At 53.0% G+C, this 770-nt stretch carries 1 protein-coding gene and 1 pseudogene; both read left to right on the top strand.

Annotated features, from left to right (window positions below):
- Positions 1-15 precede the first annotated feature (15 nt).
- Positions 16-519: a GAF domain-containing protein gene (locus tag ACTHUR_RS13515; protein WP_107813357.1), complete on the top strand. Its 504-nt coding sequence runs from the start codon at positions 16-18 to the stop codon at positions 517-519.
- A 102-nt stretch (positions 520-621) separates the two neighbouring features.
- Positions 622-770: pseudogene (locus tag ACTHUR_RS13510) on the top strand (protein-L-isoaspartate O-methyltransferase family protein); the annotation flags it as partial.

Genomic DNA, 770 nt, shown 5'->3' with positions numbered 1-770 from the left:
ATATAGGACATGGCTATGCACGCGCTTCATTTTTCAGCTTCGGACAAGGCTGCGCTTTATCGAGAGGTGTTGCCGCAGATTGAGTCTGTGGTGGCGGATGAGACGGATTGGGTGGCGAATTTGGCGAACACGGCGGCGGTTTTGAAGGAAGCGTTCGGCTGGTTTTGGGTGGGTTTTTATTTGGTCGATACGCGCGCGGACGAATTGGTTTTGGCGCCGTTTCAGGGGCCTTTGGCGTGTACGCGGATTCCGTTCGGGCGCGGGGTATGCGGTCAGGCTTGGGCGAAGGGCGAGACGATGGTCGTTAAGGATGTCAACGCGCATCCCGACCATATTGCCTGTTCGTCGTTGTCGCGTTCGGAAATCGTGGTTCCGCTGTTTTCAGACGACCTCTGTATTGGCGTGTTGGATGTGGATAGCGAGCATTTGGCGCAGTTTGATGAAACGGATGCTTTGTATTTGGGCGAACTGGCGAAGATTTTGGAAAAGCAGTTTAAGGCTTCGCGCCAGGCGGCTTGAGACTGAAAAAACAGGCAGGCGGCGCGCGCTGAAGTTGGCGCGGCGGGAGTGTGGTTTTATAATGTCTGCCATGGATAAAACAATTATTTAACGGAGCACAAAATGGATTTTGAAAAAGCGCGGTTCAACATGGTCGAGCAGCAAATCCGTCCGTGGGATGTATTGGATTTTGACGTTTTGGACGCTTTGGAGGAGATTCCGCGCGAGCGTTTCGTGAACGAGTCTTTGCAGGGCTTGGCGTATGCTGATAT

The organism is Neisseria sp. P0021.S007, from assembly GCF_051956855.1.
Note: the sequence above shows the minus strand (reverse complement) of the source record. Positions and strands in the feature narration are given on the sequence as shown.